The 26,149-nt window shown below is 73.1% G+C and carries 21 protein-coding genes and 2 pseudogenes; 9 read left to right on the top strand and 14 right to left on the bottom strand.

The features are described 5' to 3' along the window. Nucleotides 1–26 precede the first annotated feature (26 nt). Nucleotides 27–1,076, top strand: a complete 1,050-nt coding sequence (locus tag ACBR40_RS01485) for a glycosyltransferase family 9 protein (RefSeq protein WP_371247573.1) — start codon at nucleotides 27–29, stop codon at nucleotides 1,074–1,076. A 194-nt stretch (nucleotides 1,077–1,270) separates the two neighbouring features. Here ACBR40_RS01485 and ACBR40_RS01480 read toward each other — a convergent pair. The 6 genes and pseudogenes from ACBR40_RS01480 to ACBR40_RS01455 all read right to left on the bottom strand — a co-directional run. Further along, a pseudogene (locus ACBR40_RS01480) lies at nucleotides 1,271–1,702 on the bottom strand (cytochrome P450); the annotation flags it as partial. Between the two features lie 571 nt (nucleotides 1,703–2,273). Next, a complete protein-coding gene (locus ACBR40_RS01475; protein WP_371247072.1) occupies nucleotides 2,274–3,554 on the bottom strand; it encodes a cytochrome P450 in 1,281 nt (426 codons plus the stop codon). Beyond that, nucleotides 3,551–4,144: an ATP/GTP-binding protein gene (locus ACBR40_RS01470; protein ID WP_344215335.1), complete on the bottom strand. Its 594-nt coding sequence runs from the start codon at nucleotides 4,142–4,144 to the stop codon at nucleotides 3,551–3,553. The genes ACBR40_RS01475 and ACBR40_RS01470 overlap by 4 nt, the downstream gene beginning before the upstream one ends. After that, nucleotides 4,125–4,454 carry a DUF742 domain-containing protein gene (locus ACBR40_RS01465; protein WP_344215337.1) on the bottom strand — a complete coding sequence of 110 codons (330 nt, stop codon included), beginning with the start codon at nucleotides 4,452–4,454 and terminating at the stop codon, nucleotides 4,125–4,127. Before ACBR40_RS01465 ends, ACBR40_RS01470 begins: the two co-directional genes overlap by 20 nt. A gap of 38 nt (nucleotides 4,455–4,492) precedes the next feature. Next, the gene (locus ACBR40_RS01460; RefSeq protein ID WP_344215339.1) at nucleotides 4,493–4,933 is read right to left on the bottom strand and encodes a roadblock/LC7 domain-containing protein; all 441 of its coding nucleotides are present in this window, start codon (nucleotides 4,931–4,933) and stop codon (nucleotides 4,493–4,495) included. After that, nucleotides 4,930–6,411 carry a hypothetical protein gene (locus ACBR40_RS01455; protein ID WP_371247071.1) on the bottom strand — a complete coding sequence of 494 codons (1,482 nt, stop codon included), beginning with the start codon at nucleotides 6,409–6,411 and terminating at the stop codon, nucleotides 4,930–4,932. Before ACBR40_RS01455 ends, ACBR40_RS01460 begins: the two co-directional genes overlap by 4 nt. Nucleotides 6,412–6,602: 191 nt before the next feature. Between ACBR40_RS01455 and ACBR40_RS01450 the strand changes: the two genes are divergently transcribed. After that, the gene (locus tag ACBR40_RS01450) at nucleotides 6,603–7,115 is read left to right on the top strand and encodes a hypothetical protein (protein ID WP_371247070.1); all 513 of its coding nucleotides are present in this window, start codon (nucleotides 6,603–6,605) and stop codon (nucleotides 7,113–7,115) included. A gap of 1 nt (nucleotide 7,116) precedes the next feature. Here the strand turns inward: ACBR40_RS01450 and ACBR40_RS01445 are convergent, their stop codons facing one another. Further along, on the bottom strand, nucleotides 7,117–8,130 hold the full coding sequence (locus ACBR40_RS01445) for a substrate-binding domain-containing protein (RefSeq protein WP_344215345.1): 1,014 nt from the start codon (nucleotides 8,128–8,130) through the stop codon (nucleotides 7,117–7,119). 225 nt (nucleotides 8,131–8,355) lie between these two features. On the opposite strand from ACBR40_RS01445, the gene ACBR40_RS01440 reads away from it, so the two are divergent. Continuing rightward, nucleotides 8,356–10,677, top strand: coding sequence for a glycoside hydrolase family 3 N-terminal domain-containing protein (locus tag ACBR40_RS01440; RefSeq protein WP_371247069.1), 2,322 nt, complete (start codon nucleotides 8,356–8,358; stop codon nucleotides 10,675–10,677). Between the two features lie 10 nt (nucleotides 10,678–10,687). Further along, a complete protein-coding gene (locus ACBR40_RS01435) occupies nucleotides 10,688–12,697 on the top strand; it encodes a beta-galactosidase (protein ID WP_371247068.1) in 2,010 nt (669 codons plus the stop codon). Between the two features lie 10 nt (nucleotides 12,698–12,707). On the opposite strand, the gene ACBR40_RS01430 is transcribed toward ACBR40_RS01435, so the two are convergent. From ACBR40_RS01430 to ACBR40_RS01410, 5 genes and pseudogenes are all read right to left on the bottom strand, one after another. Next, entirely contained in the window at nucleotides 12,708–13,439 is a 732-nt protein-coding gene (locus ACBR40_RS01430) for a class I SAM-dependent methyltransferase (protein WP_344215880.1), read from the bottom strand. Between the two features lie 142 nt (nucleotides 13,440–13,581). Further along, a pseudogene (locus ACBR40_RS01425) lies at nucleotides 13,582–14,490 on the bottom strand (RNA polymerase sigma factor); the annotation flags it as partial. Between the two features lie 208 nt (nucleotides 14,491–14,698). Further along, a complete protein-coding gene (locus tag ACBR40_RS01420) occupies nucleotides 14,699–15,820 on the bottom strand; it encodes a winged helix DNA-binding domain-containing protein (protein ID WP_371247067.1) in 1,122 nt (373 codons plus the stop codon). Nucleotides 15,821–15,836: 16 nt separating this feature from the next. Then, nucleotides 15,837–17,282 carry a wax ester/triacylglycerol synthase family O-acyltransferase gene (locus tag ACBR40_RS01415; protein WP_371247066.1) on the bottom strand — a complete coding sequence of 482 codons (1,446 nt, stop codon included), beginning with the start codon at nucleotides 17,280–17,282 and terminating at the stop codon, nucleotides 15,837–15,839. Between the two features lie 55 nt (nucleotides 17,283–17,337). Beyond that, nucleotides 17,338–18,387, bottom strand: coding sequence for a winged helix DNA-binding domain-containing protein (locus ACBR40_RS01410; RefSeq protein WP_371247065.1), 1,050 nt, complete (start codon nucleotides 18,385–18,387; stop codon nucleotides 17,338–17,340). Between the two features lie 9 nt (nucleotides 18,388–18,396). On the opposite strand from ACBR40_RS01410, the gene ACBR40_RS01405 reads away from it, so the two are divergent. Further along, nucleotides 18,397–19,575: a cysteine desulfurase-like protein gene (locus ACBR40_RS01405; RefSeq protein ID WP_344215357.1), complete on the top strand. Its 1,179-nt coding sequence runs from the start codon at nucleotides 18,397–18,399 to the stop codon at nucleotides 19,573–19,575. Nucleotides 19,576–19,645: 70 nt separating this feature from the next. On the opposite strand, the gene ACBR40_RS01400 is transcribed toward ACBR40_RS01405, so the two are convergent. Next, complete coding sequence (locus tag ACBR40_RS01400; protein ID WP_371247064.1) at nucleotides 19,646–21,343, bottom strand: SulP family inorganic anion transporter; 1,698 nt, start codon at nucleotides 21,341–21,343, stop codon at nucleotides 19,646–19,648. A gap of 205 nt (nucleotides 21,344–21,548) precedes the next feature. Next, nucleotides 21,549–22,163, bottom strand: coding sequence for a TetR/AcrR family transcriptional regulator (locus ACBR40_RS01395; RefSeq protein WP_371247063.1), 615 nt, complete (start codon nucleotides 22,161–22,163; stop codon nucleotides 21,549–21,551). A gap of 68 nt (nucleotides 22,164–22,231) precedes the next feature. On the opposite strand from ACBR40_RS01395, the gene ACBR40_RS01390 reads away from it, so the two are divergent. The 4 genes from ACBR40_RS01390 to ACBR40_RS01375 all read left to right on the top strand — a co-directional run bounded on the left by ACBR40_RS01390 (nucleotide 22,232) and on the right by ACBR40_RS01375 (nucleotide 26,145). After that, nucleotides 22,232–24,235: an ATP-binding domain-containing protein gene (locus tag ACBR40_RS01390; protein WP_371247062.1), complete on the top strand. Its 2,004-nt coding sequence runs from the start codon at nucleotides 22,232–22,234 to the stop codon at nucleotides 24,233–24,235. Nucleotides 24,236–24,289: 54 nt separating this feature from the next. Beyond that, nucleotides 24,290–24,550 carry a hypothetical protein gene (locus ACBR40_RS01385; RefSeq protein ID WP_371247061.1) on the top strand — a complete coding sequence of 87 codons (261 nt, stop codon included), beginning with the start codon at nucleotides 24,290–24,292 and terminating at the stop codon, nucleotides 24,548–24,550. Nucleotides 24,551–24,605: 55 nt separating this feature from the next. Further along, nucleotides 24,606–25,202, top strand: a complete 597-nt coding sequence (locus ACBR40_RS01380; RefSeq protein WP_329575683.1) for a CoA pyrophosphatase — start codon at nucleotides 24,606–24,608, stop codon at nucleotides 25,200–25,202. Between the two features lie 250 nt (nucleotides 25,203–25,452). Next, a complete protein-coding gene (locus ACBR40_RS01375) occupies nucleotides 25,453–26,145 on the top strand; it encodes a lysophospholipid acyltransferase family protein (RefSeq protein ID WP_371247060.1) in 693 nt (230 codons plus the stop codon). The last annotated feature ends 4 nt before the right edge of the window (nucleotides 26,146–26,149 follow it).

Here is a 26,149-nt window from a genome sequence, read left to right as displayed (position 1 = left end):
GGTGGGAGCCGGGCACGACGGTCGTCATGACGGGGCTGGTCGACGGGGTGCGGACGATCGCGGTGCTGCGCGCCAACGCGCTCGGCGACCTCGTCGTGGCGCTGCCCGCCATCGGGGCGATCAAGGACGCCTACCCGGACGCCCGGCTGGTCCTGCTGGGCAACGCCTGGCACGCGGCCTTCCTGGCCGGGCGGCCCGGCCCGGTGGACGAGGTGGTCGCCATGCCGCCGATCGCCGGGCTCACCACCCGGCCGGAGGCCCGCCCGGCCCCCGAGGAGCTGGTCGAACGGCTGCGCGAGCGGCGCTTCGACCTGGCCGTGCAGCTGCACGGGGGCGGGCGGCACTCCAACCCGTTCCTCCGGCGGCTCGGCGCCCGCGTCACCGCCGGTTTCCGTACGCCGGACGCCGAGCCGCTGGACCGCTGGCTGCCGTACCACTACTACCAGCACGAGACCCTGCGCTACCTGGAGGCGGCCGCGCTGGTCGGGGCCCGCGCGCGGGAGTTCGAGCCGCGCGTGGCGGTCACCGGCGCCGACCGGGCCGAGCTGCGTGCCGTGCTCGGCGAGCCGCCGCCCGGCCTGGTCGCCCTGCATCCGGGCGCGACCGACCCGCGGCGGCGCTGGCCGGCCCGCTCGTTCGCCGCGGTCGGCGACCGGCTCGGCCGTCCCGTCGTGGTGACGGGCACGCCCGAGGAGGCGGACCTGGTGGCGGAGGTCCGCGCCGCCATGCGCCGCCCCGCGACGCCGCTGGTGGGCGCGCTGAGCATCGGCGGCCTCGCCGCCCTGTACGAGCGCTGCGACCTGGTCATCGGCAACGACACCGGCCCGCGCCACCTGGCCGCCGCCGTGGGCGCCGCCACGATCGGCCTGTACTGGTGCGGCAACCTGGTCAACGCGGGCCCGCTCACCCGGGTCAGGCACCGGCCGCTGGTCTCCTGGATCATCACCTGTCCCCGCTGCGGCGCGAGCGGCGTGGACCTGCGGGCGGAACGGTGCCCGCACGACGCCTCCTGGGTGGCCGCGATCACCGTGGACGAGGTGACCGAGCAGGCCGAGGACCTCCTCCGCCAGAGCTGATCCGGGCGGAGAGGCCGCCGGCCCGCCCCGATCCAGGCAGGCCCGAGGAGCACCGGGAGCTCGCGGACGTCGTTCCCGATGAACGACGGCTGCCGCGCCGGCGAACCCACCGGCCACGCCGGCGCCAGGCGCGGGAACCTCCCGAACAGCGCGGGCAGCGCGACAGCCGCCTCCAGCCTGGCCAGCGGCGCCCCGAGGCAGAAGTGCATGCCGTGCCCGAAGGCCAGGTGCTGCCGGTCGTGCCGGTCGATGTCGTAGCGGCCGGGGTCGGGGTTGACCGCCGGGTCACGGCCGTGCGCGCCGAACCCGATGATGATCAGCTCCCCCTTGCCGATGGTGACCCCCTCCCCCAGGTCGAGGTCGGCGGTGGCGTAGCGGAGCGGCAGGTGCATGATCGGCGGATGCAGGCGCAGGCTCTCCTCGATCACGTCGGCCCAGCGCCCGGGGTCCTCGCGCGCGGCCGCGAGCTGGTCCGGATGGGTGAGCATGGCGGCGACCGCGTGGTCGATGAGGGAGACGGTCGTCTCGCTGCCCGCCCCGATCATCAGGATCAGCGTGCTGACCAGCTCGTCCATGCTGAGCCGGTCCTCGTCGCGCCGCCGGGTGGTCAGCAGCAGGCTGGTCATGTCGTCGCCGGGCCGCGCGGACTTGGTGGCGACCAGCCGGTGGATCGCGGCGTACATGCCCCGCTGCACCTCGGCCGCCTCGTCGGGGCCGAGGCTGGTGTCGAGCACGGCGTCGATGGTCGCGAGCATCGCGGGCCGCTGGTCGTCCGGCACGCCGAACAGGTCGCAGATGACCCGGGTGGGGACACGGTAGGAGAAACGGGACCGCAGGTCGAGCGGCCGGTCGGCGGGTAAGCCGGCGAGCTCGTCGAGCAGCGAGGTCACGATCGCCTCGATCGCGGGCCGCATCGCGTCAATGCGGCGGGCGGTGAAGGCCCGGCCGACGAGGTCCTTCAGCCGCTGGTGGTCGTCGCCGTCGGCGGTGAACATGCTGACCACGTCGACCCAGGCGGTCAGCCAGGCGATCGCGAAGGGCCGGTAGCCCGGCCACGACCTGCGGGCGTCCTTCGAGACGTCGGGATGGGTGAGGAGCCGTCTGACCACGTCGCCCCTGGTCACCGACCAGGCGACGAGGTCTCCAGGGAGCAGGACCCGCACGGCCGGGCCGGCGGCGCGCAACTGGTCGGCCTGTTCATACAGGCGGAGGCCGGTGGTGTCGAGGGGGATCGGTGCCATGGTCACGGAGACCTCCAGCATTCGGCAGGGATGAGGGGGTGAGGGTGTCTGCCGTATGGGGGCGGAAGCGGATTCCGAGGCTCGCGGGGCACTGGTGGAACGGCCCGTGCCGGTTGGGCGTGTACGGGTCGATGAGGTCGAGGTCCCACAGGTGGCCGAGGAGCGCCTCGATGCCCGTCTGGGCGATGATCGCGGCGTGGCTCTCGGCCGGGCACCGGTGCGGCCCCGCCGACCAGGCCAGGTGGGAGCGGTTGCCGTAGCCGGGCCGCGGCGCGGCGGGGTCGGTGCCGGTGGCGGCGTGGCTGATGAGGATCGGCACGCCGGCCGGGATCGGCACGCCGTGCAGCGAGGTGTCGTGGCGGGCGTAGTGGACCGAGAAGTTGGCCATCGGCGAACGGGTCCACAACACCTGCTCCATGGCCCGCCGGACGGTCACCGCGCCGCCCGACAGGTCACCCGCGTAGGAGTCGTCGGTGAGCAGCAGCCGCAGCGTGGAGGCGATCCACGCGGCGGTCGGGATGGTGCCCGCGCCGATGAGGACGACGAGCTGGTGCAGGATCTCCTCGTGGCCGAGCCGCGCCGGGTGGGCCAGCATCCAGGAGGTGCAGTCGTCGTCCGGCCGTTCGCTCTTGAGCTGGATGATCTCGGCCAGGACGGCGGCGAGGTCGGCCGCGGCCTGCTCGGCCTGCGGTCCCGCGCCGATCATGCCCTGGCAGCCGGTGACCATGCGCTCGACCATCTGCGCGGGACAGCCCAGCAGGTCGGCGAAGACCAGCAGCGGCAGCAGGTCGGCGTACTGGCTCATCAGGTCGGCGTGGCCGTCGCGGGCGAACTCCGCGATCAGCCGCCCGGCGTGGCCGCGGGTGCGGTCGTGCAGGCGGTGCAGGTTGATCCGGGCCAGGCAGTCGTCCATGGCGTGCCGCAGCCGGGCGTGCCGCTCCCCGTCGGCGTACAGCAGGCTGGGACGGAAGGCCATCAGGGCCAGCACCGGGCTGTCGCGCGGCACCAGCCCGCGGGCCAGGTCGCCCCACATGCGGCTGTCCTTGCTGTAGGTCCCGGCCTCGTTGAGCAGGTCGCGGGCGGCGCGGCGGCTGACGACGACGAGCGCGCGCACCTGCGGGGCAATCTCCGCCCAGGCCACCGGGCCCTCGGCACGCAGCTTGTCGTAGGCGTCCTCGGGGCGGGCGGCGAACTCCTCGCCGTACAGGCGGACGCCGGCGGCTGCGGGGATGGTCATCGGGCGGGCTCCAGACGGGACTGCGTGATGATGGCGGTGACGAGGGCGATCAGTCCCTGTTTGGCCGAGCCCAGCTCGCGCGCGTCGAGGCTGACCAGCGCGCGGTCGGCGGGCAGGGCCAGCGCCTCGCGCAGCTCGGCCTCGCGGTGCAGGGGCGCGCCGGCGAAGTGGTTGATCGCGACGGTGTACGGGAGCCCGGCCTGCTCCAGCAGGTCGATCGCCGGGAAGCTCTGGTCGAGGCGGCGGGTGTCGGCCAGGACGAGCCCGCCCAGCGCGCCCTCCATGAGGCAGCGGGCCATGCCGCTGAAGCGCCGCTGGCCGGGCGCGCCGAACAGGTAGAGCACGATGTCGGGGGTGAGCGTGAGCCGGCCGAAGTCCATGGCGACCGTCGTGGTGCTCTTGCCCCGCAGGTCGTCGAGGTCGTCCACGAGCTGGCCGGCCTGGGTCAGCCGCTCCTCGGTGTGCATCGGCCGGATCTCCGACACGGTGCCGATGAACGTGGTCTTGCCCACCGCGAACGGCCCCAGCACCACGATCTTGACGGGGCGGGCGGCCGCGGGGACGTAGCGGTCAGAGTTTGTGTAGGGCATCGAGCACCTGCTGCAGGAAGTCGAGGTCGTGCCGCCCGGCGGCGGGCGTGTAGGGGGCCCGGGCGCTCAGGTGGCCGCTGTGGACCAGCCCGGCGACGATCATCTTGACCACCGCGCCGGGCAACCGCAGGTGGTGGGCGACCTCCGCGACCGACAGCACGCCGGGCCGGCACAGCGTCATCGCCCGCTGGGCGTGCGCGCCGAGACCGGCCGGCGACCGGTGCGGGTCGGCGATGAGGAGGGTGGCCTCGTCCAGGGCGGAGCGGGACGCGGCGGCGCCGCCGCCGGTGACGGTGTGCGAACGCACCATCCCGGCCCGCCTCGGCCGCCCGTACGACGGCGGCCCGGTCACGACGGCTTGCCCCGCTCCCGGGCGCCGAGCACCGGCTGCAGGCCCCTGATCGTCTTCATGATGGCCTGGATGGCCACGGCGACCGGCCCGGTCGTGGACCCGCCGCGGACCGCCGCGGCCAGCCCGGTGCGCTCACCGGCGGCGAACAGCAGCACGGTGACGTCCGACAGGTCGCTGATCATGTGCCGCCAGGGGGCGGCGAGCTCCTGCTCGGCGGGCATGCCGCAGAAGCCGGCGAGCTGGCGCTGCAGCGACTGCAGGCCCGCCATCATCGCGGCCGTGCGCTCGGCTTCCTCCCTGCTGAGGCCGTGCGAGCGGGCCAGCAGCAGGCCGTCGGTCGTGAACAGCATCGCGTTGATGAGGCCGTCGTTGTCGGTGACCAGGCGGTTGAGGTGCCCGGTCATGTCGATGGTGTCGGCGGTGGGCTGGGTGGTCATGGCTGGTGCTGTCCTCGGTCGGGGTCGCGGACGGGGTCGCGGACGGGGTCGCGGACGGGGTCGCGGTCTGTGTCACGGTCGGCGTACGCGGCGCGGAGCGCTTCGAAGATGGACTCCATGCCGCCGTCCAGGTCGTCGGCCGGCATGGCGTCCCCCATCGGCCCGGGCGGGGCGGCGGGCCTGCTCTCCGGCACCCGTACCCGCCGCTTCGGCAGTCCGGACGTCGTGGTCGCGGGCGCCTCGGCACCGTCCGTCTCGTCCTCGAACTCCTCCGGCGGAGGGGCGGTGACGGGCGCCGGGTCAGGAGGGATCAGGTCGTCGGGGACGGTGGCCCAGTCGGGATGGGCGGGGCCGGGAGCGGCGGGATCGGTCGAGGGCGGAATGTGGATGATCATGTGCGTCGGCACGAGGCACACCGCCTTGACCCCGCCGCTGCTGGACGGCGCGCCGACGTCGACGCGGAAGCCGTAGTCGTGGGCCAGGCGGCCGGCGACGGCGAACCCGAGCCGCCGCTCGTCCTTGAGCGCGGCGGCGTCCATGGGCGTGTCGCTGGACAGCAGGTGCTCGGCCTCGGCCCGCTGGAAGTCGTTCATGCCGAGCCCGCGGTCCTCCACGACGACGCGGTAGCCCGCCTGCACGGCCTGGACGTACACGTCGACCCGGTCGTCGGAGTAGCTGGTGGCGTTGTCCAGCAGCTCGGCCAGCGCGACGATGATGGGCTCGGCGACCCGCCCCTCGACCACGACCTCCCCCGCGTCGGGCTGGTAGGTGTAGTCGACCCGCAGGTAGGGTCCGATGCGGCCCCTGGCGCTCTCGACGATCTCCCTGAACGTGCAGTCCTCCCGCTGGACGCCCGGCCAGGAGCCGGCCAGGATGCGCAGCCGCTGGAGGCTGTGCAGCGCCTGGGTGGCCAGGTGGTCGATCTCGATCAGGCCCTGGTGGTAGCGGGGCGTGCCGGCGTGGTCGTCCAGCTCCTCGTCGATCTTGATCTGCAGCCGGGTGAGGGCCGCCTGCGCGGTGTCGGCGACGCCGCGTACGCCCGAGCGCGCGGCCGCCGCGACATCGCCGCGGATGGCCGCGGCCCGTTCCCTGAACAGGCTCTCGGCCTCCCGGCAGTGGACGGCGACGGCCGTCTCGGTCAGGCACTCGTTCAGGAGCCCCGGGATTTCCACGGCGGGATGCCCGGCCTCGACGTCGGCCACCGCGCGCAACCGTTCGACGAGGCGGCCGTATTCGCTCACGGCGGCGTCGTACCATTTTTTATTGATCTCGGCCTGTTGTGCGGCGCTCTCGGCATTCTTGCGCGCCGTCTCGGCCTTCTGCTCGGCGGCGCGGGTCTCGCGCCGGGCGACGTCACGGGCGCGAAGAGCAGCGCGTTTGGCCCTGGCCTGCCACAGGAGGGCGCCCGTCAGCGCGAGTACGACGGCCACGAGCACACCGCCGAGCAACGCGCCGACCAGGAGATCCGGTGTAATCATGACGATCCTTGGTCGGTCGGGACTGCCTTGACTTCACTTTTACCAGTTCTCCACCGCGACTCCACGGGAAATCGTCAGCGAATTCCACACGAGGAAATTCGATGTTATTACGAGAATTATTCATAAACGCGGGCCGCCGTCGCCCACGATCTGGTGTGAACCTGCGGGCCCCTTCGGCCGTCGAACCCTGCATGACACCACACACGACGGCTCGCGCCGCGCTGGCGACGGCGCTGGCCGCTGGACTTCTGCTGGCCGCCGCCCCCACCGCACAGGCCGCGACGGCTCCCGGCACGTTCGGCCCTCACGGGTACGGCGGCGTCCGGCTCGGCATGAGCGCCAAGGCCGCCAAGGCCACGGGCAAGATCAGATACAAGAAGACCTTCGACTCCGACACCTGCAGCGGATGGGAGCTGAAGGCGCACCCGGTCGGCAAGGACGCGGTCGGGCTCTACATCTCGAAGAAGCGCGGCGTCGCGATGATCTTCGCGCCGAAGGGCGCCCGCACCCCGGCGGGCATCGGCCTGGGCTCCACCCTCACCAGCCTCAAGAAGGCCTACCCCGGGCTGAAGACCGCCGCCAGCGGCTACCCGTACATCAAGGTCCCCGGCAACCCGAAGGCGTACTACGCGTTCCTGGTCAACTCCAACAAGCGCGTCTACGAGATCGCGCTGGCCCTGAACACCCAGGACTGCGCCAACTAGGTCAGCCTCCGGCGGGCGGGGCGGTGCTGGCGCGCAGGATGAGGGTGGTGGCGAGCTCGATGCGGGTCCCTGCGGGGCCGCGCGGGTGGGTCAGCTCCTCGCTGATGAGCCGTACGGCCTCGTTCGCCATCTCGTCGAGCGGCTGGCGCACGGTGGTGAGCGGCGGCGACATGGTCGCGCAGAGCGGCGAGTCGTCGAAGCCCACCACCGACAGCTCGGCGGGCACCCGGACGCCGCGCTCGGCCGCGGCCTGGTAGACGCCCGCGGCCTGCAGGTCGGAGCCGGCGAAGACGGCGGTGGGCGGGTCGTCGCGGTCGAGCAGCTCGGCCCCGTGCCGCTTGCCGCCGGAGACGAGGAAGTCACCGTAGCGGGTCAGCCCGGGGTCGGGCTCGATGCCGAAGGTGCGGTGGGCTGCGAGGTAGCCCTCGTAGCGGTCGAGCGTGCACTGCACGTCGAGCGGCCCGCCGATGAAGCCGATGCGGGTGTGGCCGAGCTCCAGCAGGTGGGTGGTGGCGAGGACGCCGCCGTTCCAGTTGGTGGCGCCGACGGCGGAAAGGCTCGGGTCGCGCTGCCCCACCGGGTCGAGCAGGACCAGCGGGACGTGCAGCAGCTCCTCGATGGCCCGGATCTCCTCGGCGTTCGCGCGGGAGAGCACGAGCACGATGCCGTCGGTGCCGCGCTTGCGCATGATGCCGATCCAGCGCCGCAGGTCGAAGTCGGGCCGCGCGGAGGACGTCACCACCAGCGAGAACCCCCAGCGGGCGGCGGCCCGCTCGGCGCCGTCGACGACGACGTGCGCCCAGGGCGAGCCGAGCCCGTCGATGAGCAGGTCGACGATGCCGGCCCGGGGCGTGGCGGGCGGGCGTGGCGCCTCGTAGCCGAAGGCGCGCACCGCCTCCAGGACCTTGTCCCGGGTGGCGGCGGAGACGTGTTTCTTGCCGCTCAGGACCTTGGACACCGTGGGCACCGACACTCCGGCTGCCGCCGCGACGTCCGCGAGCGTGGCTCGGCGCACCGAAATCTCGCACCTCCACAACTTTCCGGAAAGTATCAGAAATCCAGCCATCCCCGATGAGCTGCGGTTACCGCCGGCATGCCGCTCTTTTTGGAGATCTGTTGACATTACTACGTGCCGGAGCCTACCGTAACGCTTCGGCAATGTCACGGTAATATTTCGGAAAGTGCACCAGAAACTTTCTGACAGACTTCTGTCAGCGCTTTGGGAAGACTTCGAGGGGTCATGCCTGCACGTGTGAAGCAGTCGGCGTCGGAGCTGGAGGAACGCCGCGCGCGGCGGGTCCGTGAGTTGATGGCGGAGATGACGCTGGACGAGAAGCTCGCCCAGCTCGTGGGCGTGTGGCTGAACGTCAACCGCGACGAGGGCGTGGTCGCGCCGCTGCAGGACTCGATGCAGGGCGAGGAGGTGGAGTTCGAGGCGTTCGCCGGCGACGGCCTGGGCCAGGTCACCCGCCACTACGGCACCCGCCCGGTCGAGCCGGCCTGGGCGAGCGGCGTGCTGGCCGCCCGCCAGCGGTGGCTGCGCCGCGAGACCCGCCTCGGCATCCCCGCGCTGGTCCACGAGGAGTGCCTGACCGGCCTCGCCGCCTGGCGGGCCACGGTCTACCCGGTGCCGCCGGCGTGGGGGGCGTCGTTCGATCCCGCGCTGGTCGAGCGCATGGCGGCGCGGATCGGGGCGGACATGCGGCTGCTCGGCGTCCACCAGGGGCTGGCGCCGGTGCTCGACGTGATCCGCGACCAGCGGTGGGGGCGGGTCGAGGAGTGCGTCTCCGAGGACCCGTACGAGGTCGCCACCATCGGCGCGGCCTACGTGCGCGGCCTGCAGTCGGCGGGCGTGATCGCCACGCTCAAGCACTTCGTCGGCTACTCCAACTCCCGGGCGGGCCGCAACCTCGCGCCGGTGCACGCCGGCGCCCGCGAGGTGGCCGACACTCTGCTGTTCCCGTTCGAGGTGGCGGTGCGAGACGCCGGCGCGGGCTCGGTCATGAACTCCTACGCCGAGATCGACGGCGTCCCGGTGGCCGCCGACGCCCACTACCTGACGAAGGTCCTGCGCGAGGAGTGGGGCTTCGACGGCACCGTCGTGGCCGACTACTTCTCCGTCGCCTTCCTGCACACGCTGCACGCCGTGGCGGAGGACGCCGAGGACGCGGCCGTGCAGGCGCTCACCGCGGGCATCGACGTCGAGCTGCCCACCGGCGTGGCCTACCTGGAGCCGCTGCGGAACGCCGTCGTCTCCGGCCGCGTCGCGGAGGACCTGGTGGACCGGGCGCTGCTGCGGGTGCTGCGGCAGAAGGCGCGGCTCGGGCTGCTCGACGACGAGCCCGCGCTGGACGAGCCCGCGGAGACCGTGGACCTCGACGGCCCGGAGTCGCGCGAGGTGGCGCGGCTGCTGGCCGAGGAGTCGGTCGTGCTGCTCACCAACGACGGGGTGCTGCCGCTCGGCCCCTGCGAGGGACGCCGCCTGGCCGTGGTCGGGCCGAACGCCGACGAGGTGGCCGCGCTGTTCGGCTGCTACTCCTTCGTCCAGCACGTGCTGCCGCACTTCCCCGGCGTGGAGGCGGGGATCGCCGCGCCGACGCTGCTGGAGGCGCTGCGCGCGGAGCTGCCCGGCGCGGTGATCGAGACCGCGCGCGGCACCGGCGTGGACGACGGCGACCGCTCCGGCATCGCCGAGGCCGCCCGCCTCGCCGCCGGCTCCGACGTGGCGGTGGTGGTGCTCGGCGACCGGTCGGGGCTGTTCGGCCGCGGCACGTCCGGCGAGGGCTGCGACGCGGAGAGCCTGGAACTGCCCGGCGCGCAGCGGGAGCTGGCCGAGGCGGTCATCGCCACCGGCACGCCGACCGTGGCGGTGCTGATGACCGGCCGCGGGTACGCGGTGCCCGGCCTGCTCCGCGACGCCGCCGCCGTCGTGCAGGCGTTCTTCCCCGGCGAGGAGGGCGCGGGGGCGATCGCCCGGGTGCTGAGCGGCGCGGTCAACCCGTCGGGGCGGCTGCCGATGAGCCTGCCGCGGGCGAGCGCCGGCCAGCCCTACAGCTACCTGCACCCGAAGCTCGGCGGGGCCGGTTCCGTGAGCAACATCGACCCCGCGCCCGCGCTGCCCTTCGGCCACGGGCTGAGCTACACGACTTTCACCTACGCGGACATGACCGCCGACGGCGAGGCCCCGGCCGGCGGCCCGATCCGCTGCTCGGTCACCGTGCGCAACGCCGGCGACCGGCGCGGAGCCGAGGTCGTCCAGCTCTACGCCGCCGACCGCGTCGCCTCGGTGACCCGGCCGGTCGCCCAGCTCGTCGGGTACGCCCGCGTCGAGCTCGACCCCGGCGAGCGGGCCCGGATCGGCTTCGAGGTGCCTGCCCGGCTGCTCGCCTTCACCGGCCGCGACGGGCGGCGCGTCGTGGAGCCCGGCGCGGTGGGGCTGTCCTTCCGCCGCTCGGTGCCGGACGTCATCGAGGAGCGGGACGTGACGCTGACGGGTCCCGTACACGAGATCAGCGGCGAGGAGCCGCGCCTGACCGTCGTGACCGTCGAGCGGGAGGTCTGACATGAGTCGTATGGACGCTTTCCGCCGGCGGATGGGCGGCCTCGCCTACGGCGGCGACTACAACCCCGAGCAGTGGGACCGCGAGGTGTGGCGCGAGGACGTGCGCCTGATGCGCGAGGCGGGGGTGAACCTGGTCTCGCTGGGCGTGTTCGCGTGGGCGTCGCTGGAGCCGGAGCCCGGCACGTACGAGTTCGGCTGGCTGGACGAGGTCATGGACCTCCTCCACGACAACGGCATCGCCGTCAACCTGGCCACCCCGACGGCCGCGCCGCCCGTCTGGCTGACGCACCTGCACCCCGAGGTGTTCCCCATCAGGGAGGACGGCCAGCCGTTCGGGTTCGGCAACCGCCTGCACTACGACCCCTCCTCGCCGATCTACCGCCGCTACGCCGCCGCGATCACCACGAAGCTGGCCGAGCGCTACTCCTTCCACCCGGCGCTCGCGATGTGGCACATCAGCAACGAGTACGGCCCCACCGCCTACAACCAGGCCGCGTCGGAGAACTTCCGCCGCTGGCTGCGCCGCAGGTACGGCACCCTCGACCGGCTCAACGAGGCGTGGACCACCCGCTTCTGGGGCCAGGTCTACACCGACTGGGAGCAGATCGACGTCCCGCACATCCCGCGCACCTGGATGAACCCCACCCGCAGGCTCGACTTCAAGCGCTTCACCTCCGACGCGCTGCTGGAGTGCTTCGTCGCCGAACGCGACATCGTGCGCTCCTTCCGCGACGACATCCCGGTGCTGACCAACTTCATGCGTTTCTTCCGGCACGCCGACTACTGGAGGTGGGCGCCGGAGGAGGACGCGGCGGCGCTCGACATCTACCCCAACCCGGCCGACGCCGGCTCGCACGTCTCGGCGGCGTTCAACTTCGACCTGTTCCGGTCGCTGAAGGGCGGGCAGCCGTGGCTGCTGATGGAGCAGTCGAGCAGCGCCGTCAGCCAGTGGTCGCTCAACATCGTCAAGGAGCCCGGGCGGATGCGGCTCGGCTCGCTCCAGGCGCTCGGGCGGGCGTCGGACTCGGTGATGTTCTTCCAGTGGCGGGCGAGCCGGGGCGGGCAGGAGCGCTTCCACTCGGCGATGCTGCCGCACTCGGGCCCGGACTCGCGGACGTTCCGGGAGATCAAGGAGCTGGGGCGGGAGATGAGGCTGCTGGCCCCGCTCGCCGGGACCACGTCGCGGGCGGAGATCGCGATCCTGTTCGACTGGGACGGCTGGTGGGGGCTGGAGGAGGTCTTCGGCCTGCCGCGCAGCGACTTCAGCTACACCGACACGGTGATGCGGCACTACACGCCGCTGTGGGAGCGGCACCACGCGGTGGACGTGGTGTCGGCCTCCTCGCCGCTGGGCGGCTACAAGGTGCTGGTGGTGCCGAACGCGTACCTGATCGGCGACGAGGGTGTGCGGCGGATCACCGAGTTCGCGCGGGCCGGCGGCACGGTGCTCATGTCGTTCTTCTCCGGGGTCGTGGACGCCGACAACCGGGTGCGGCCGGACGGCTACCCGGGCGCGTTCCGTGAGCTGATCGGCGCGAAGATCGACGAGTACTGGCCGGCCAGGCCGGACGAGCAGTTCACGGTCGAGTTCAAGGGCGGGCCCACCACCACCTCCACCTGGTGGCGGGAGGACCTGCGGCTCGAAGGCGGCACGGCGCTCGCCACCTACGCCGACGGGCTGCTCGCCGGGCAGGCCGCCGTGGTCGAGAACCGCTACGGCGCCGGGCGGGTCGTCTACGTCGCGACCCTGCTGGAGCAGGCGGCCTTCGACGAGCTGGTGGCCGGCACGGTCGAGGCGGCGGGGGTGCGGGCGCGCTTCGCGGGCGTCCCCGCCCACGTGGAGTGCGCGGTGCGCGGCGACGAGACCCACGAGTACGTGTTCCTGCTCAACCACAGCGGCGAGTCGGGCGCGTCCGTGCCTCTGGAGGCGGACGGGACGGACCTGCTCACCGGCCGGGCCGTGACCGGGCGGGTGGAGCTGGAGCCGCTCGGCGCGGCGGTCGTCAGGATCGCCCGCTGAGCGGCGGCCCTCACGCCTCCGGCCGCCGCGTGAGGCGGAGCTTGGACTGCTTGTGCAGCGGCTCCCAGTCCGCCATGAACGTCGCCGTGAAACCGTGGCGGCCGGCCAGCTCCACCAGCGTCTCGGTGCGGTAGTAGAAGTCCTCGCGCAGCACCTGGTGCTCGCGGCCCTCGGTGCGGTCGAAGGTGAAGTCGAAGTGCGCCTCCGGCTTCATCACCCGCCCGACGTGCGCGAAGCACTCCTCGATGACCTCCAGCGGCGAGTGCGAGAAGACACTGTGGGCGTGCACGACGTCGAAGAAGCCGCTGGGCAGGAACTCCAGCCGCAGGTCGCGGACCGGCGTCAGGTGCGGCAGCTTGTCCATCAGGCCGTAGCGGACGAGGGTGTCCTGGGCCGCCATGAGGATGTCGGGCGAGATGTCGAGGCCGTAGTAGTTGCCGGTGTGCAGGTAGTCGATGAACAGCCGGCCGGCGCGCAGGTTGCCGCAGCCGATCTCCAGCATCCGGCACTCGGGCTTCAGCCCGTGCCTCACGAGGTAGTCGAACTGGGTGCGGCCGAGCGCGAGCCAGCGCCTGTGCGTGTGCGAGCCGACCGCGCCCTCCGGGTCGCGGGCGGTGTCGGAGCGCATGACGCGGCGGTAGTAGGCGATGTGGTCGTGGCTGCGCAGGCGGAACCAGGTGTCGCGGGCCAGACGCCGCAGGTGCGGCGCGATGCGGTGCGGATGTCCCGCGGCGTAGGCCATCTGGTGGACGAGGCTCGATCGGGTACGTCTCACGCTACGAACGTAGGTCAGCCGCCGGTGCGGTCAGCAGGCCCTTGCGGCACTCTTGAGTGCTTGTTTGCGCAGCCTTTCTCACCACCGGCGGAACACCCACGCGCGTGGGCTAGCTCAGGTAGTCGCGCAGCGCCAGTGACCGGGAGGGGTGGCGCAGCTTGGACATCGTCTTGGCCTCGATCTGCCGGATGCGCTCACGGGTGACGCCGTAGACCCTGCCGATCTCGTCGAGCGTGCGCGGCTTGCCGTCGGCCAGGCCGTAGCGCATGGTGATGACGCCCGCCTCCCGCTCGGAGAGCTGGTCGAGCAGGTGGTGGAGCTGCTGCTGGAGCAGCGTGAACGACACCGCGTCGGCCGGGGAGACGGCCTCGGTGTCCTCGATGAGGTCGCCGAACTCGCTGTCGCCCTCCTCGCCGAGCGGCATGCTCAGCGAGACCGGCTCGCGTCCGTAGCCCTGGACCTCGATGACCCGGTCGGGTTCGAGGTCGGTCTCGGCGGCGATCTCCTCCGGGGTCGGCTCGCGGCCGAGGTCGCTCTGCAGGCGGCGCTGCACCCGCGCGACCTTGTTGATGAGCTCGACCATGTGGACGGGGATGCGGATGGTGCGGGCCTGGTCGGCCATGGCCCTGGTGATCGCCTGCTTGATCCACCAGGTCGCGTAGGTGGAGAACTTGTAGCCGAGCCGGTAGTCGAACTTCTCGATGGTGCGGATCAGGCCGAGGTTGCCCTCCTGGATGAGGTCGAGGAAGAGCATGCCGCGGCCGGTGTAGCGCTTGGCGATGGAGACCACCAGCCGCAGGTTGGCCTCCAGCATGCGGCGCTTGGCCTCGACGCCGTCGGCGGCGATCCACTCCAGGTCGCCCCTCAGCTCGTCGGAGAGCCCCTCCTCGGTGTCGAGGCGTTCGCGCGCGAACAGGCCGGCCTCGATGCGCTTGGCGAGGTCGATCTCCTGCTCGGCGGTGAGGAGCGGCACCCGGCCGATCTCCTTGAGGTAGGCCTTGACCGAGTCGGCGCCGAGCGGCGCACCGCCGTCGGCACTGGTGTCGTCCAGTTCTAGAACCTCTGCTGCTTCGGACAAGACTTTCTCCTCGCTCGCTTTGGACGGACGCACGGAACGTGGTGAGAACGGGACTACGGCATCGCCACCTCGAACATACGGAACAACCACCGGCCGCACGGGCCGCCCAACTTCCAAGCTACCCAACAGGAACGACTCGACAGCACGTTCAGTTCCGCGGGCTCCCCTCGCGTTTGCTGTCCGTCCTGGGCGGCAGCCAGGTGAACCTCCCCTCCTCGACGCCGGCGAACGCCATCAGGCGCGCCCCCTCGGCCTCCAGCTCCTCACGCACCCCGGCGGGCAGCGGGTGGAAGGGCTCGGCCGTCAGCACTCCACCACCAAGATTCCACATGCCACCGACATATCCGTCGACGAGGAACGTGGGATAGATCGCGGCGCCGACGCAGACCGCCTTGCGCTGCTCGGCGGTCATGAACCGGCCGCGGTCGGCGTAGGCGACGACGAGGTTGTCGAACCAGGGCAGGAAGCGCACGGGCGCGGGCGTGCCGGGGTCGGCGAGCGGCAGGCCGTCCAGGTCGTAGAGGACGCGGCCGGTCTCGTCCCGGTAGGTCCGCAGGTCCGGCATGCCCTCCATGACCGTACGCAGCCGTGTGAGCCCCGACCAGGCCTGCACGTCCATCACCGACGCGGGGCCGAACGCTGCTAAGTACCGCCGCACCAGCCGCTCGGCGGCGAACCCGGTGTCGAGGGGGCGGCCCAGCCAGTGCTCGGCCAGGGTGAACGGCGTGGCGCCGCCGCGGCCCCAGACGCCGTTCGGCGGGGTGTGGACGATGGGCAGCAGCGTCTGCACCGCGTAGCCGAGCGCCATCGGGTCGGCCTGCGGCCACCGCTCGCGCAGCAGATCACGGATCTGCGGCCGGGTGAGGACGCGGCCGTCGCGGTGCGCGTCCGCCAGGTGGGCGCGGGCCAGCTCGGTGAGCTCCGCGTGGTCCACGTCCTTGAGGGCGCGGCCGAAGGCGCCCTTCCTCGCGCGGTCGAGGACCGGCTGCACGAGCGGGCGCAGCCACACGTAGTCGTCGGCGAGCGAGAGGTGCTGGGTGGCGCGCAGCAACGGCCCCCGGACGACCTGCCCGCCGTGGAGGAGGGCGGTCAGGTCGTCCTGGGTGAAGGAGGCGAGACGCGACCAGAGCCCGATGTACGGCGCGTCGGCCTCCTGTCCCTGCAGCGCGACCAGCCGCGCGACGGCCTCGGCGGGAGGCAGGGCGGCACGGGCCAGCAGGAGCTGGCGGTCCAGGGTCGTCCGGTTGAGCACCCGGCGGTCGAGGATCATCCGCCGAGCGTAGGCGTCAATGCGGCAAGGATGATTCCGCGTTGAGCAGGTCGTCGAGGGCTGCGCGCAGGTGCCCGGCGAGCTCCCAGGCGTCGGGGATCATCGTCCGGTCGGTGACGACGCCGATGTCGAGCGAGCCGTTGTAGGAGAAGGCGGTGATGTTGACGCCGCCGCTGACGTCCGTGATCACCGAGACCGGATAGTGGGTCAGCAGCAGGTTGCCGCACACGTACAGCGGGAACTGCGGGCCCGGCACGTTCGAGATGATCACGTTGATCGGCGGGACGGTCTCCCCCACCAGCGCGAACGCCGAGCGCGAGGCCAGCCCCATGAGCGCGGCCGGCATCGAGGCGCTGAACTCGCGCAGCCAGCGCGCCGGCGCCAGCGCGAAGCGGTCCTTGATCCGGCGCATGGCCCTGCGCACCTCGTGCAGCCGCTCGACGGGGTCGGCGACATGCGTGGCGAGCGGCGCGGTCATGATCGTCACCTGGTTGCCCGGCCCCGGCATCCCGGCCTCGCGCAGCGAGAACGGCACCCCGGCCACCAGCGGCCGGCCGGGCACGCCGCCGTGCCCGGCCAGCCAGCCGCGCAGCGCGCCCGCGCACACCGCCATGACCACGTCGTTGACGGTCACGCCGAACGCCTTGCGCACCGCCTTGACCTCCTCCAGCGGCAGCGACACGTACGCGAACCGCCGGTGCTGCGAGACCGGCCCGCTGAACGGCGTCCGGGGCGCGGGCAGGGCGGGCAGCCCGGGCACACCGCCCGCGCCGGCCATCCTGCGGGCGAGCCCGGACAGCAGCCGGGTGCCGGGCAGCCACGACACGACGGGGATCTCGTCCAGGTACGGCACGGCCGCCGCGGCGAACCTGACCGCCCGCGCCGGGTTCGCCGCCAGCCTGGCCAGGCCGCGCGCCACCATCTCCGCCTGCCCGGGCGGCGGCTCGTCCCGGTCGGGCTGTGGCTCCTCCGTGCCGGGCGCGGGCGGGGGCGGCGGCTCGGGGGTGGTGTCGAGCAGCGCGGCCAGCACGTCGGCGCCGCCGATGCCGTCCACGGCGGCATGGTGGATCTTGGTGTAGAGGCCGGTGCGGCCGCCGGACAGGTTGTGGACGAGGTAGATCTCCCATAGCGGCCGGCTCCGGTCCAGCCGGCGGGCGTGCAGCCGGGAGACCTGCTCGGCGAGCTGCCGGTCGTCGCCGGGCCCCGGCAGGCCGATCTCGCGGACGTGGTAGTCGAGGTCGAGGTCGTCCTCCTGCACCCAGTACGGGTGGTCCAGCCCGAACGGCACCGGCGCGAGCCTGCGCCGCAGGGCGGGCACGGACGGCAGCCGCCGTTCGAGCAGGGCCTGCAGGTCGGCGCGGTTGAGCCGGCCCTCCAGGATGGCGAGGCCGGCGATGTTCGCGACGTTCGTGGCGGTCTCGATGCTGAGGAACTGCGCGTCCAGGGCGGTGAGCTGCGGCACGGCGTACCACCTCCGTCCCGAACCAATCAAACTCCGTCCGGCGCGGCAAGCACCGTCAGGCCGTGACCTCCAGGTCGTGGGCGGCGGCGTCCGGCTCGGCGAAGGCCAGCATCCGCAGGCCCTCCTCCGCCACCGCGTCCCGGGGGAACTTCGCCTCGAAGGGGCTGATGAGCAGCTTCGCCTTCTTGCCCGAGCGCTTGATCTGCCACGTCCCCGCCGCGAACCCGTCCACGAGGACGACCGCCCGCACCCGCAGGTTCTTGGTGGTGACCAGGCCCTTGTGCGCATCGGCCAGCAGCCGGGTGCGGTCGGCGTGGCCGAGGACGAGCGTGTCGAAGTCGGGCAGGAACCGCACCGGCGCGGGCACGTCGCCGCCCGGCCGGGGCGCGCCCGGCAGGTCGAACAGCTCCTTGCCGGCGGGCCCGGCGAGCCGGTCCAGCTCCATCTCCTCCATGACCGGCCGCAGCCCGGCGAGCCCCGACCAGGCCTGCACGTCGGCGGGCGTGGCGGGGCCGTACGCGGCCAGGTAGCGCTCGACGAGCGCCTGCGGGCTCGGCTCCGGGTCCAGGCCGATGCCGGGCGGGGCGAAGGCGGGGTCGCGCGGGAAGCTCCACCGGTCGTCGGTCGGCACGACGGCGAGGGGGGTCAGCATGCGCACGGCGTAGCCGAGGGCCCGGTCGTTCGCGCCGGGGAACTCCTCCAGCAGCTTCGGGCGCAGCTCGTTGAACGTGTGCGGCCGCTCGGCCAGCATCCGGCCGGCGGCGGCGACCACGGCCGCGGCGTCGTAGCCGTCGAAGCGGCGCGCCGCGGCGGCCAGCACGGGCGCGAGCAGCGGCCGGAACGCCGCGAAGTCCGCCGCCGTCACCAGGTGCAGCGTGGCCCGCCACATCGTGGCCCGCAGCACGGTCCCGGCGTGCAGGGCGTCGTGCAGTCCGGTCCGTTCGAAGTTCGCCAGCCGCGACCACACCCCGAGATACGGCGGGCGCGGCTCCTGCGCCTGCAGCCCGGCCAGCCGGTGCACGACGTCCGTCACGTCGCCTTCGTACCGGTCGAGCAGGTGCTGCCGGGACAAGGTCGCACGGTTGAGGTCGCGGAGGGTGAGCATTTACATATCATGCCCTTCCCCATCAAAGCGGTACGCGCCTGCTACCCCGCTCTCAACGACGGCTACGCCTATCTCGACGGTGCCGCAGGCACGCAGACCCCGCGCTCGGTGATCGAGGCCATCTCCGACGCCTACCGCGGCGGGATCGGCAACGTGGGCGGCGCGTTCCCCGCCAGCCACCGCTCCGACGCGATCGTGGCCGCCTGCCGCGCCGCCGTGGCCGACCTGGTCGGCGGCGACCCGCGCGGCGTGATCCTCGGCCCGAACATGACCACGCTCACCTACCGCCTGTCCCGGGCGCTCGCCGGGCCCGGGGACGAGGTCGTCGTCTCCCGGCTCGACCACGACGCCAACGTCCGTCCCTGGACGCAGACCGGCGCGACCGTGCGCTGGGCCGAGGTGGACCCGGTGACCGGCGAGCTGCCCGTCGAGCAGTACGCGAGCCTCGTCAACGAGCGCACCCGCGTGGTGGCCGTGACCGCGGCCAGCAACATCATCGGCACCCGCCCCGACGTGGCCGCCATCGCCGAGCTCGCCCACCGGGCGGGGGCGCTGATGTACGTGGACGGCGTGCACGCCGCCGCCCACGGGCCGGTGGACATGCGGGCGCTGGGGGCGGACTTCTACGCCACGAGCGCGTACAAGTGGTCGGGGCCGCACGTCGGCGCGGTGGTGGCCGACCCGGCGCTGCTGGAGACGCTCCGGCCGGACAAACTGGCCTCCTCGCCCGACACGGTGCCGGAACGGTTCGAGACGGGCACGGCGGCCTTCGCCGACCTGGAGGGCGTGACGGCCGCCGTGGACCACCTGGCGGCGATGGTGCCGGGCACCGGCAACCGGCGCGAGCGGCTGCTCGCCTCGATGGCGGCGGCCGAGGAGCACGAGATGGAGCTCTTCGGCGTCCTGATCGAGGGCCTGGAGACGCTGCCGGGCGTCACGGTGTACGGCAAGCCCGCCCGGCGCACCGCCACGGCGTACTTCACCGTCGCCGGGCGGACGCCGCGCGAGGTGGCCGAGCACCTGGCCCGGCTGCGGGTCAACGTCTGGAACGGCCACAACTACGCCTGGGAGCTGACGGGCGCGATGGGCATCCGCGACACGGGCGGAGCCGTGCGCGCCGGCCTCGTCCCCTACAACGACCGCTCCGACGTGGACCGTCTCCTGGAGGGCGTCGCCCAGCTGGCCTGACCGCACCGCTCCCCTGCCCCGGCCCTGCCCCGGCCCCCTGCCCCGGCGGCCCGGGGCAGGGGCGGACGGGTCAGCCGGCGAGGCGGGGCAGGACGCCGGTGTTGCGCAGGCGGTCGCGGGCGGCCGCGATGGCCTCCGTCGTGGTGGCGAAGACCTGGCCGGCCTCGCTGAGCCGGGCGATCACCCCCAGCGCCTCCAGCGGCTGGTGGTGGCCGTCCGGGATGCCGGAGACGTAGACGAGGATGCCGCGCCGTTCGAGGCGTTCGATGGCGTCGCCGAGCACCAGCGCCCCGCTGGCGTCGATGCCGGTGACCCGTGACATGCGCAGCACGACCACCGACACGCCGGTCACCGCCGACAGCTCCCGCAGGAACCGGTGGGCCGCCGCGAAGAACAGCGGCCCCGCCAGCCGGTAGGTGACGATGTGCTCGGCGAGCAGCGCGTGCTCGTCCTCGGTGTGCTGCAGGTGCTCCTCGTGGCGCAGCGGCTCGGGGTCGAGGCGGGTGTTGCGGGCGAGCTGGCGCAGCGCGAGCGCCCCCGCCACCACGAGCCCCACGACGATGGCGAGCACCGTGTCGAGGATGAGCGTGGCGACGGCGGTGAGCACCAGGACGACGGCGTCGGACCGGGTGGAGCGGAACAAGGCGCGCACGGTGCCGACCTCGATCATCCTGATGGACGTGGCGAGCAGCACGCCGGCCAGCGCGGCGAGCGGGATCTTGGACACCAGCTCGGCCCCGGCGTAGACGATGGCGGCGAGGATGCCCGCGTGCGAGATCGCCGCGAGGCGCGAGCGGGCGCCGGCGCGCACGTTGACCGCGGTGCGGACCATCGCGCCCGTGCCGGGCATGCCGCCGAACATCGGCGCCACCAGGTTGGCGACCCCCTGCCCGAACAGCTCCCTGTCGGGGTCGTGCCGGGGACCCCGCGTCATGCCGTCCGTGACGGAGGCCGACAGCAGGGACTCCAGCGCGGCGAGGGCGGCCACCGCGACGGCCGGCCCGACCAGCGACGGCAGCACGGCGGCGTCGAGGAAGCCGAGCGAGGGCGCGGGCAGCCCCGTCGGCAGGGTGCCGATGCGGGCCAGCGGCAGCTCGGCCGTCTCGGCGACGACGGCGGTGACGACCACGACGAGCAGCGAGAACGGCACCGTGGGCCGCAGGCTCGCCCCCACGAGCAGCACGGCGGCCACGGCGATCGTGACGGACATGGCCCACCAGTGGGGGCGGGCCAGGAAGTCGAGCAGGGCGTGCCAGGCGACGACGGCGACCTTGTCGTGGCCGCTGGCCGGCACGCCGAGTGCGGTGGGAAGCTGCTGCAGCCCGATCACGCAGGCCACGCCCACGGTGAACCCGGCCACCACCGGGGCGGGCACGAGCGCGATGCAGCGGCCCGCGCGGGCCAGCGCGAGCACGATCAGCAGCAGCCCGGCCAGCACGCCGACGGCGAGCACCCCGGAGGGGCCGTGCGTGCTCATGATCGGGATGAGGATGACGGTCATGGCGCCGCTCGTGCCGGACACCTGGACCCGTGAGCCGCCGAAGAAGGCGGCGAGCGCTCCGGCGACGATGGTCGTGGCGAGGGCGGACTCGGCGCCCATGCCGGAGCTGATGCCGAAGCCGAGCGCGAGCGGGAGGGCGACGATCGCCACGGTGAGCCCGGCCACGAGGTCGCGGCGCGGGGTGCGGGTCATGGCGACGAGGCCGGCGGGGTCGGGCAGGACCGCGCGCAGCCGCTCCCAGGCGAAGGAGAGCCGGATGGCGGTCACGATCCGTGATCCTTCACAATCACTGGGTAATCGCATTTATCCGTAAATGGGCCTTCCATTGTCACTCCTTCTGGTAAAGAAACCCGCAACGCTCATTGCATGACGATGCACATCGTCAAGGCGTTGTTCAGAATATCAAGCGCACCTTGGACGACCTGGTTGAACACCGGCTTTCTCGCGTACAGCGGAAAGCATCATTACCGGATTAATAACCATTAATCGTCAACAAGGAGAATGCCCGGTTCGCGGCATCAATAGCCTCCGGCTCGACCTCGGCTAGCGGACGGCCATCGGCGAGCCACTGCCAGATGCGGCGGGACAGCACCCGCTGCGCGGCCAGCGTCTGGGCGGCGAGCAGCGCGGCGGTCAGGTCGTCCAGCCCGCCCGACTCCACGAGGGCGCCGGCGAGCGCCTGCTCGTCGCGGGAGATCTGCTGGAACATCCGCGCCTGGAGGCTGGGCGTCGAGAACACCATGCGGTGGAAGGCCATGACCTCGGGGTGGTCGTTGAGCCCGGTGACGGGGTCGCGGCGGGCGAGCCCGTCGAGGAAGTGGCGGCGCAGCGCCTCCAGCGGCGTCTCCCCCTCGGCCCGCGCCCGCACCACGCGGGCGGACTCGCCCTCGTGGTCGGCGATGCGGTGCAGGACGAGGTCCTCCTTGGCCGGGAAGTACTTGAACAGCGTCGGCTTGGACACCCCGGCCGCCGCAGCGATCTCGGTGACCGGCACCTCGTCGAAGCCCCTCTGCAGGAACAGCCCGATCGCCGCGGCGGAGATGGCCTCACGCACGCGCTGCCGCTGGAGCTCCCGGAGTCCCGTCACGGCGCCAACTCTAGCAAGGTGTTAACCTGGTCAAAATATTGACCGAGTTAACACTCTGAGGAGGCGCGATGGGGACGCTCGACGAGGAGCGCGCGTACGTCGAACGCTGCCGGGCGGGCCTCCGCCGCATGCTGGAGGGCGCGCGGGACAACGTGATCGTCGGCGAGACCGTGGCCGGCGACCGCTACAGCGCCGAGCGGCTGGGCCGCCACCTCAAGAGCCTCGCCAAGGAGCTGAGCGAGGAGCCGGAGGGCCCGCCGTTCTTCGGCCGCCTCGACTTCGGCGCGGACTCGGCCGAGCACCGGGGGCGCGCGTACCACATCGGGCGCCGGCACATCACCGGCGAGCACGGCGGCCCGCCCGTCGTGATCGACTGGCGCGCGCCGGTCGCGCGGGCCTTCTACCGCGCCGGGGCCCGCGATCCCCAGGGCGTCGCGGTGCGCCGCAGGTTCGGGTGGTCGGGCATGACGCTGACCTCGTACGAGGACGAACGGCTCGACCGGGGCGAGGAGGGCGGGGGCCGCCTCCTGGCCGCCGAGATCGAACGCCCCCGCGTCGGCCCCATGCGCGACATCGTCGCCACCATCCAGCCCGAGCAGGACGACCTCGTCCGCGCCGGCCTCGACGTGAGCGTCTGCGTCCAGGGCGCGCCGGGCACCGGCAAGACGGCGGTGGGCCTGCACCGGGCCGCCTACCTGCTCTACGCGCACCGCCGCCGGCTGGAACGCGGCGGCGTGCTCGTCCTCGGCCCCAACCGCGCCTTCCTCGGCTACATCTCCGCCGTCCTGCCCGCGCTCGGCGAGGTGGACGTCGAGCAGACCACGCTGGAGCGGCTGCTCGCGACCGTGCCCGTCACCGCCGCCGACGGCGAGGAGGCGGCGGCCGTCAAGCACGACGCCCGCATGGCGGAGGTGCTGCGGAGGGCGCTGTACGGGCGCATACGCAAGCCGGTCGAGCCGGTCACCGTGGCCGACGGCTCCTACCGGTGGCGGGTCGGGGAGGACGAGCTGCGCCGCATCGTGGACGACGCCCGCCGCGCCGCGCTCCCGTACGGCGTGGGCCGCGAGCGCGTGCACGCGCGGACGCTCGAAGCGGTCCGCCGCCAGGCCGAGGCCCGCGGCGTCACCGTCAACGCCGCCTGGAGCCGCAGGACGGCCCGCGCGCTCGCCCCCGCCCTGGACGCACTCTGGCCGCCGGTCAAGCCGGAGGAGGTCCTGTACGAGGTCCTGAGCGGCCCCGCGGACGACGGCGCGGACGACGGCGCGGACCCGGCGCGCGGGGTGCTGACCGACGCGGAACGGGCCGCGATCACCTGGGCCAGGCCCCCGCGCGGCCCCAGGAGCGCGAAATGGACGGCCGCCGACGTGGTGCTGCTCGACGAGATCGCCGGGCTGATCGAACGGCCGCGCGGCTACGGCCACGTCATCGTGGACGAGGCCCAGGACCTGTCCCCGATGGAGTGCCGCGCGGTGGCCAGGCGCAGCGAGCACGGCTCGCTCACCGTGCTCGGTGACCTGGCCCAGGGCACCACGCCGTGGGCGGCGGCCTCGTGGCCGGAGCGGATGGCGCTGCTCGGCAAGCCCGAGGGCGAGGTCGTGGCGCTGACGACCGGCTTCCGGGTGCCGGGGGCCGTGGTGGAGCTGGCCAACGGGCTGCTGGAGTCGCTGGAGGCGGACGTGCCGCCGACGCGGTCGTACCGGTCGGACGGGCGGGTGCGGGTGACCGCCGTCGAGGAGCTGGGGAAGGGGGTGGTGGCGGCGGTGCGGGAGGCGTACGGGTTCGAGGGGTCGATCGGGGTGATCGCCGCCGACCCGGGGGCCGCGGAGCTGGCCGCGGCGCTGCGTGAGGAGGGCTTCGACCTCGGCGACCGGCTCAGCGTGGTGGAGGCGTCGCTGGTCAAAGGGCTGGAGTACGACCACGTGGTGGTCGCCGAGCCTGCCGCCATCGCCGAGGGCGAGCGGCGCGGGCTCAACCGGCTGTACGTGGCGCTCACCCGGGCCGTGTCCCGGCTCGACGTCGTCCACGCGCGGCCGCTCCCGCCCCAGCTCGCCCGCACGGGGACAACGGGCTGACAAGGCCCTGGCGGAGGTGTGTGATGGAGGTCCCCGCCGGAAGGAGCCCGCCCGGTGCCCCACCCCGACGACCCGCCCCCGGACGACGCCGCGCGGCGGCGCCGGGGAGTCGATCAGGTGCCGTCGGTTCTCGGGTGCGTGTGCGCGGCGGTGGCCGTGCTGTACGCGCCCGTCCTGTTCGGGCTGGCGGGCATCGTCCTGGGCGTCGTGGGCCACCTGCGGGGCGAGCGCCTGGGGAGGTGGGCCGCGCTGGCCGCGGGCGCGGGCATGGGGGCGGGGACGGTGCTGACGCTGGTGCTGGAGAGCGTCGGGTGAGACGCCTGATCGTCAGGTCCCGCCGCACGCGGGGCGGGCGTGAGATCATGTACGGGTGCTGTCGCCGATCGACGTGTTGCGCGAGGAGGTGGCCGCCCGGCTGGCCGCGTTCGACCGGCGGGAGGTGCCGCCGGTGGGCGGCGTGCGCCGGGCCGCCGTCACCGTGTGCGTGCTGGAGGACCCCGGCGGCGTCCCGTACACGGTGGTGATCAAGCGGGCCTCGCGGGGCCGCAACCCGGGGCAGTGGGCGCTGCCCGGCGGCCGGCTGGACGACGGCGAGCAGCCGGTGGAGGCGGCGCTGCGCGAGCTGGCCGAGGAGACGGGCCTGACCGGGGTCGAGGTGGCGGGGCTGCTCGACGACTTCGTCACCGACTCGGGGTTCGTGATCACGCCGGTGGTGGCGTTCGGCGGCCGGCAGCGGCCGGTGGCCGATCCTCGTGAGGTGGCGTCGGTGCACGAGGTGCCGCTGGAGTGGTTCCTGGCGCCGGGGGTGCCGCGGTGGGAGGGCGAGCTGCTGCAGATGCCGCTGGGGCCGTCCATCGTGATCCACGCGCCCACGGGGGCGATTCTGTGGCAGTTCGCCGAGGTGGCCCTGCGGGGGCGCGAGCAGCGGGTCTTCGACGTCGTCCAGCCGCACTGGACGCGGACATGACCACGCCGTCGGCGAGCCGGTGGAATAGCGGGCCCCGAACGTCCGTTAGCATCAAGAGGCCGATGTGGTCAGTGTCCCCCGGGCCGCAAATTACCGCCTTCACGGAATACCGTTCGGCTGGAGCCGTGTTGTGCACCTCGCCGAGGAGGCGACCGCCACATCGGCCTCAATCTTTCCAGGCGCTCCGCTCACCGGCGGAGCGCCTGCTCTATGGTGGGTGGCCGAACGCCCGATGATCCAGGAGAGCCTGTTGCTTTACGAAGTGGTCAAGTTCGCCGCCGCTCCGCTGACGCACGCGATGTGCCGGCCGCACATCACCGGCGCGGCGCACGTACCGAGGAGCGGGCCCGGGATCCTGGCCGCCAACCACCTGTCGGTGCTCGACTCGTTCCTGCTGCCCGCGCTGCTGCCGCGGCACGTGACGTTCACGGCGAAGAACGAGTACTTCGACGGCAACCCGATCTCCGGCTTCTTCATGCGCATCGGGCGGAGCCTGCCGATCGATCGTGAGAGCGCCCACGCCGGTCAGGCGATGCTGGAGGAGGCAGCGGCGCTGCTGGAGCGGGGCGAGCTGTTCGGCATCCACCCCGAGGGCACCCGTTCCCCCGACGGCCGCCTCTACCGCGGCAAGATCGGCGTGGCCTGGCTGACGCTGAAGACGGGCGCGCCGGTGCTGCCGGTGGCGCTCAGCGGCACCGAGAAGGTGCTGCCACTGGGCTCGAAGGTGCCGCGCCCGGCGCGGATCGGCATCGCGATCGGCGAGCCGATGCGTTTCGAGGGCGACTACCGCAGCGCCCGCGACCGTCGGCGGGTCACCGACGAGGTCATGGCCGCCATCCAGCGGCTCTCCGGGCAGGAATACGTGCCCGTCTACGCCTCCAGCGTCAAGGGGGCCGACGGAGCGACCGTGGCCCGCACGACGTCGGCGGAGGCGGGGGGCTGATCGG

The organism is Nonomuraea sp. AD125B (genome assembly GCF_041402765.1).
Taxonomy (GTDB): domain Bacteria; phylum Actinomycetota; class Actinomycetes; order Streptosporangiales; family Streptosporangiaceae; genus Nonomuraea; species Nonomuraea bangladeshensis.
The sequence above is the reverse complement of the archived record's forward strand: the minus strand, read 5'-3'. Positions and strand labels throughout refer to the sequence as shown.

What these genes read in the sequence shown, in the direction of transcription:
- ACBR40_RS01485 (WP_371247573.1), top strand. Translation starts at nt 27, where the DNA reads ATGACGGGGCTGGTCGACGGGGTGCGGACGATCGCGGTGCTGCGCGCC.
- ACBR40_RS01475 (WP_371247072.1), bottom strand. Translation starts at nt 3,554, where the DNA reads ATGACCATCCCCGCAGCCGCCGGCGTCCGCCTGTACGGCGAGGAGTTC.
- ACBR40_RS01470 (WP_344215335.1), bottom strand. Translation starts at nt 4,144, where the DNA reads ATGCCCTACACAAACTCTGACCGCTACGTCCCCGCGGCCGCCCGCCCC.
- ACBR40_RS01465 (WP_344215337.1), bottom strand. Translation starts at nt 4,454, where the DNA reads ATGGTGCGTTCGCACACCGTCACCGGCGGCGGCGCCGCCGCGTCCCGC.
- ACBR40_RS01460 (WP_344215339.1), bottom strand. Translation starts at nt 4,933, where the DNA reads ATGACCACCCAGCCCACCGCCGACACCATCGACATGACCGGGCACCTC.
- ACBR40_RS01455 (WP_371247071.1), bottom strand. Translation starts at nt 6,411, where the DNA reads ATGATTACACCGGATCTCCTGGTCGGCGCGTTGCTCGGCGGTGTGCTC.
- ACBR40_RS01450 (WP_371247070.1), top strand. Translation starts at nt 6,603, where the DNA reads ATGACACCACACACGACGGCTCGCGCCGCGCTGGCGACGGCGCTGGCC.
- ACBR40_RS01440 (WP_371247069.1), top strand. Translation starts at nt 8,356, where the DNA reads ATGCCTGCACGTGTGAAGCAGTCGGCGTCGGAGCTGGAGGAACGCCGC.
- ACBR40_RS01435 (WP_371247068.1), top strand. Translation starts at nt 10,688, where the DNA reads ATGGACGCTTTCCGCCGGCGGATGGGCGGCCTCGCCTACGGCGGCGAC.
- ACBR40_RS01430 (WP_344215880.1), bottom strand. Translation starts at nt 13,439, where the DNA reads ATGGCCTACGCCGCGGGACATCCGCACCGCATCGCGCCGCACCTGCGG.
- ACBR40_RS01420 (WP_371247067.1), bottom strand. Translation starts at nt 15,820, where the DNA reads ATGATCCTCGACCGCCGGGTGCTCAACCGGACGACCCTGGACCGCCAG.
- ACBR40_RS01410 (WP_371247065.1), bottom strand. Translation starts at nt 18,387, where the DNA reads ATGCTCACCCTCCGCGACCTCAACCGTGCGACCTTGTCCCGGCAGCAC.
- ACBR40_RS01405 (WP_344215357.1), top strand. Translation starts at nt 18,397, where the DNA reads ATGCCCTTCCCCATCAAAGCGGTACGCGCCTGCTACCCCGCTCTCAAC.
- ACBR40_RS01390 (WP_371247062.1), top strand. Translation starts at nt 22,232, where the DNA reads ATGGGGACGCTCGACGAGGAGCGCGCGTACGTCGAACGCTGCCGGGCG.